The organism is Nostoc sp. (assembly GCF_036919675.1).
Taxonomy (GTDB): Bacteria; Cyanobacteriota; Cyanobacteriia; order Cyanobacteriales; family Nostocaceae; genus Nostoc.
The window spans coordinates 1-5,713 of sequence record NZ_JBALCP010000039.1; the positions used below are offsets into that span (position 1 = coordinate 1).

The 5,713-nt window shown below is 39.5% G+C and carries 4 protein-coding genes; 1 reads left to right on the plus strand and 3 read right to left on the minus strand.

What is annotated here, in order from left to right:
• Positions 1–320: 320 nt before the first annotated feature.
• On the minus strand, positions 321–2,198 hold the full coding sequence (gene uvrC / locus V7K49_RS07950; protein WP_335205134.1) for an excinuclease ABC subunit UvrC: 1,878 nt from the start codon (positions 2,196–2,198) through the stop codon (positions 321–323).
• A gap of 705 nt (positions 2,199–2,903) precedes the next feature.
• On the opposite strand from uvrC, the gene V7K49_RS07955 reads away from it, so the two are divergent.
• Entirely contained in the window at positions 2,904–3,083 is a 180-nt protein-coding gene (locus V7K49_RS07955; protein ID WP_298905168.1) for a hypothetical protein, read from the plus strand.
• Between the two features lie 21 nt (positions 3,084–3,104).
• Here the strand turns inward: V7K49_RS07955 and V7K49_RS07960 are convergent, their stop codons facing one another.
• The gene (locus tag V7K49_RS07960; protein WP_334723888.1) at positions 3,105–3,527 is read right to left on the minus strand and encodes a response regulator; all 423 of its coding nucleotides are present in this window, start codon (positions 3,525–3,527) and stop codon (positions 3,105–3,107) included.
• 554 nt (positions 3,528–4,081) lie between these two features.
• Complete coding sequence (locus V7K49_RS07965; protein WP_334874134.1) at positions 4,082–5,095, minus strand: NF038130 family PEP-CTERM protein; 1,014 nt, start codon at positions 5,093–5,095, stop codon at positions 4,082–4,084.
• Positions 5,096–5,713: the final 618 nt, after the last annotated feature.

A 5,713-nucleotide genomic window follows, 5' to 3' on the forward strand; every position in this document is an offset into this window, starting at 1 on the left:
ATAACCCCCTAACTGTTAAGGGAGAAGTCGGATTTTCTTGGCTCTGTTCAATATAACGGAATGTAACAATACTATCTTTGGCAACTTGGTATTATCGTTACCCACATCCGACGATAAAGGCTTCGTCGCAATATTAGCCTTGGAATTCTATTCCAAGGCTAATATTTCATTGAGTGGACTTCGGCTATCAGTCGGCGGGATGTCGAGTGAACACCATACTTTGACTGTTACAAAAATATGGTTAATCACAAGGGGATTTTGCCCCAAGTTTTGTTAATTGAGATGGTGGCTAGATTTACGCGCCCGCTGTACTACTCTCCTCAAGTGGGATGAAAATAATCGTAAATTTCTTGAGCCAAACGCGGCCCAATTCCTGAAACCTCAGCGAGTTGTGGGGTTGTTGCTTGCCGAATATAATCAACTGAGCGAAAATGCCCTAGTAGCTGCTTTTGTCGATGATGTCCTAAGCCAGGAATTTCATCTAAACGCGATCGCTTCAATTTATCACTGCGCTGCTGACGATGGAAACTGACTGCAAACCGATGCGCTTCATCTCGCAACCGCCGCAACAACTGCACCCCTGGTTGTTCTGAATCAGTTGTCAAAGGTTTAGATTCCCCCGGTAAAAAAATCTCTTCTCGCTGCTTCGCCAGACTAACAACTCGCAAGTCTTCTAATAAATTCATCTCTTGCAAAACAGCAACAACTGATGATAACTGACCTTTACCACCATCGATCATGATTAAATCAGGCCAATCTGGATTACCCAAACGTGACAACTGTGGATCGTCGCCATACTTGCGAAACCGCCGTTGAATAACTTCAGCAAGACTTGCAAAATCATCTGAATGTCCCGCCGTTACCGTGGGATTTTTAATTTTGTAGTGGCGATAATGCTGTTTGGCGGGTAATCCGTCGATGAACACGACTTGCGAAGCTACAGCATTTGACCCTTGAATGTGAGAAATGTCATAACCTTCGATGCGGTGGGGTACATCTGGTAAATCGAGAATAGCGGCTAAATCTTGCATTGCTTGGTGATTGCGATCGCCAAATTTCTGCATTCTTTGCAATTCATACTGGGCATTTCGCTCTACCATCTCAATTAATTCTGCCTTAGTTTGCCGCAAAGGAGTCAAAATCGTCACTTTTTTCCCCTTGCGTTGAGTTAAGACATCTGCCAATATCTCGCTATCTGGTAACTCATGCTGCACTAAAATCTCTATGGGTATTTCCACTGAGTCAGCAGTTTGGTAATGTTCCTCTAAAGCTCGTTGTAAGATAGCTCCCGATTCCGCTTGAGCATCTGCCACAAAGGCTAAACGTCCTACCAATTGCCCAGCGCGAATCTGGAATAGTTGAATGCAGGCGTGTTGTTCGTCGGCTGCTAGTGCGATCGCATCCCGCGAAACTGTATCATCTGGTAAGGAAACTTTTTGGTCAGCTGTCAGCGACTTTAACCCAGAAATTTGATCGCGAATCCGCGCCGCTGATTCAAAGTTCAAGTTCTCAGATGCTGCGTTCATCTGTTGGGTCAAAATATCAATCAGTTCCTGAGTTCGCCCTTGAAAGACCATCGCCACCTTTTGGACAATTTTGCGATATTCTTCTGGTAGCATCATCTGTTGACACACACCCGGACAACGCCCTAAATCATAATTCAAGCAAGGACGGTCTTTGAAAAGTGGTTGAGGTCGTTGTCGCTGTGGGAAGATGCGCTTGCATAGGCGGAGAATTTCTCGCAATAAACCAGCGTCAGTATAAGGGCCGTAAAATTTATCCTTTTCTTTGCCGAATTGGCGTTTACGGGTAATAAAAATTCGCGGATAATTTTCTGACCAAGTGATGCAGAGATAGGGATATTTTTTATCATCTTTGAGCAGCACGTTAAAGTATGGCTGGTGCTGCTTAATCAAATTGGCTTCTAGCGCTAGCGCTTCGGCTTCTGTATCAGTGACGATGAATTCAATTTCTGTCACCAACTTAACCATCGTGGTGATGCGTTCACTCTTGTTGTAGCCATCCCGGAAATAGGAACGGACACGCGATCGCAACTTACGCGATTTACCTATATATATAATGCGATCGCTCCTGTCCCGCATGAAATAAACCCCCGGTTCCGGTGGAATTTCGGCTAGACGGTTTTCCAATCTTTCTGGCTCTTTAACCAGTGGTAGTATTTGAGTAGATATTGCCACAACCAAAATTAGGTAATCTTTCTCTATTTTAAGAAAAATTATTTTTTCGTGCCGATTTAACAGAGTAATTATCAAGTAAATATAAAGTAGGTAGGCTTTTAGTCGGCACACAGAGAAGTCTGAGACTCGGTTTCTAACCTAGTACAGCATGGCCTCTACCATCTCAATTAACAAAACTTGGGGCTTACAGCTATTTTCAGGTAAATAGACCACGCGGTAGGGGCGCAAGGCCTTGCGCTCCTACGACAGATGTGGTTCAAATACATGAATTCTGCTGTAACAAGGGATTTTGCCCCTTATTAAACTTTGGACACAGTGTACTAGACGCCCTACTGCAAGCATCAGAACTTTGGAGCAGACGAGAGTTTGTTTAGCTGTGGGCTGCTACTGTCAGAATAAAAACTTGGTTTTTTGAATCTATAATTAACATTTTAAAATCGATAATGATTTATTCTTTAAAAATTCATTTTCTTATAAAATTATTTTGTTTTCTTAATTTAGCTAAGTTTATATTTTTGTTATTAAATATAATTAAACTTTTCAATATCACTTATATAAAATTTAGATAATAAATTATGATAAAACAATACTTTTGGGGTTGATTTTAACTTAGAACATTAAGCGATTTAACGGATTTAGGAAGTTAAATTTACGAATATCATTAGGAATATAGCTATTACAATAATTTCAGGCACGAGTTGAACTATGAATCTACAAGACTTTGAAGCCCAATACCGGGAAGCTATGGCTGAAACCCTCAATGATCTGCAAACAGCAGTTTTATTGTTAGCGCAAGTACAACATAAAATTTCAAAAATTGGCAGTTCTGTGCAACATATTAGTGAGCGAGTTGAAGAGTTCATTGCAGACCAAAAAGCGGAATAAATGCACGTCCAGTAGAAAAGTTTATCTGTGGCGACAAGTCAACTCTTCTTCAATTGTAAGTATAAGATCCTTGAGTTTTAAAGGTTTGACAAAATAGCGACGTGCGCCCAAACTCAGAGCTAGTTCCTGATCTGCTTTAAAAGCAAAGGCTGAAACCACAATGATCGGTATTTTTGACAAATCAGGTTTTTGCTGGACTTGTTTTAAGAGCGAATAACCGTCAATATCTGGCAATTTCAAGTCTAATAACATTAAATCTGGCTCAAACTTCTCTATAGTTGAGAAAAAAGTAGAGCCTTCTGATAAGCTTTGGACATCGTACCCACAATAACTTAGATAGTCACTCAATAACATCCTATTGAGATCATGGTCTTCAACTAGCAAAATTCGTCTAACTGTGTGTGACCGTAATGGCTGATCTATATTGAATAATTGTACTGTCATTGCTACCTATTATCTTAAGTAAAAGCCAACAATTATGACCATAAACTAGAACAGGAGTGTATTTAAACTGTAAAATTTATAAAAACTTGACTTCTGTAATCTAGTTAAAGATATTAATAAATTAAATTTAGCAGCACTCCAATACTTAATAATAGTATGCTTGGATATAATCCTAATCAAATATTAATTTTTTCTTAGTGAATTTTTGAAAATTTATAGTATTAAATAAACGACTAATTTAAAAAATCGAAGTTGCCAACTTGTATTAGTAAAACTACTTAAGTAATACTGGAACTAACTTAGACTAATTGCCCTTCCTAGAAAAGTTTTCATCTGGATGTTAGAGTAAGTAATACCATTTTCCGAAATTGCTGTTACAAATATGTTGGTAGGGACGTAGATATGTAGACCCTTCCAAACGATTCATTTGTTGCAAATATTTTTATAAATAGTATAACCTAGAAGATTAAATCATCTTATAGCTGGAAAGAAGTATTCATAAAAAAAGGGAGCTATTAGCTCCCTTACTTATTTGTAGTTTGGAACCTGCAATCTTAAATGGACGCTTTTTTAAATTTGCGTTGCATCACAAAGACGCCAGCAACACCCAACAGACCAATTATTATTGATGGTTCTGGCACTCTCTTTGGAGGAGCGGTGTATCCAGGTGTGTGCCAAGTGTAATACTGGGTGCTGGATATGCCGTCATCAGAGGCTGTAATTTCAGATCCAGTGGGGTTAAAGCTATAGGCGTAGTAAGTATTATTGCCATTAACTACCTTGGCAATTTCACTAGCTCCGATTCCGCCTTGGTAGGCGTTTAATGCAGCTTGCACGCCAAGGAGGTCTTTGAATGATGTCAGTTGATCTATTTGAGCTTGCAGCGTTAGCTTCGTAGGAACAGAGGTTAGAGGCGAGTTCAGCGTTAGTTGAAGTAATGAAATCTGAGTTTGAACTTCTGAAGCGCTTGGTAAAATTGTTTTTCCTGGAAATAGTGATGTCAATGTTTGGGTAAGTTTAGTAGAAACTGTATCTAAAAGTTTGGTCCTTACATCCACTTGACCAACCAATTTCAGTTCCACGCCCCCATTTTCTCCGAATTGGAAGCTGCCAATGTTAGGGTCTCCTATTCCCAATAAAGGGAAAAAACTCGTTACTAATGATTGGGTACTCGGTGAAAACCCATTCCACACTGACTTGAATGGAGTATAAGTAGCCAACAGATCACTCAGCCATTGCGGACCAAAAGTATTCCAGTCACTAGCAGTGACACTGGTAACGGTGGCACTGTAGTTTCCTTGTGTGGCGGTGAAACCAACGTTAGAAGTTGGGTTTTCGGTAGTATACCAAAGCTCCACGTTAGAGGAGACATTATCATCACTCAAGGCTTTGGAGGCAGCTATAGGATCATTTGCAATAAACTTGCCATTTAACCCACCAGTATAAGTTCTAATTTCATTTGGGTTATTGAAACTAAAAGATGTAGCGTGTGCTGGAGCAGTGGCAAGAGCACTTATACCAATAGCCATTGAGACACCAATTACAAGTTTCTGAAAAGTCATTTTCATTGTTTTCAAGTCTCTGTTTAGTTTGGAAGTTAAGTTTTAAACTACTGCCGTTTTTAGGCTTGGGCTGTATTGAATACAGGCTTTTTGGCAATATGGCTGCTTAAAAGCTATATCCGTATTTTTTGGATTTTTGGTATCTTAGCTGACACTAATAAGCTTAATAAACGCGGAGACATGATTGGGTAAAGTTCCTGTTAATTATCAATAAAAAAATGAAGAATATTTTGAGACTTTTGTACGTTTAATTACTTATTTATTTTAAAAACTTTAGTTACAAAAACTACTTAAAATAAATTTTGATTTGAGTATAATATAGTCATTCACAGGGGCGCATATCTGTCATGGGTGTCAACTTACAGCTATTTTCAGGTAAATAGACCACGCGGTAGGGGCGCAAGGCCTTGCGCCCCTACTACGACAGATGTGGTTCAAATACATGAAAACTGCTGTAAGCCTTGGTGAATGGAATTTGCACGCCAGTTGCTCATAGGGAAAACCCCCAGACGCTCTCTACCAGACCAGAGGCAATACGGTTCAGTTAAGGCTAAAAAGCTGATTAGTGATGTGAAATTTTGGAGCTTCTACTCGTTTTCCAGTACCTCTGTGTTTTGGTTTTTT

What these genes read in the sequence shown, in the direction of transcription:
- V7K49_RS07965 (WP_334874134.1), bottom strand. Translation starts at nt 5,095, where the DNA reads ATGAAAATGACTTTTCAGAAACTTGTAATTGGTGTCTCAATGGCTATT.
- V7K49_RS07960 (WP_334723888.1), bottom strand. Translation starts at nt 3,527, where the DNA reads ATGACAGTACAATTATTCAATATAGATCAGCCATTACGGTCACACACA.
- V7K49_RS07955 (WP_298905168.1), top strand. Translation starts at nt 2,904, where the DNA reads ATGAATCTACAAGACTTTGAAGCCCAATACCGGGAAGCTATGGCTGAA.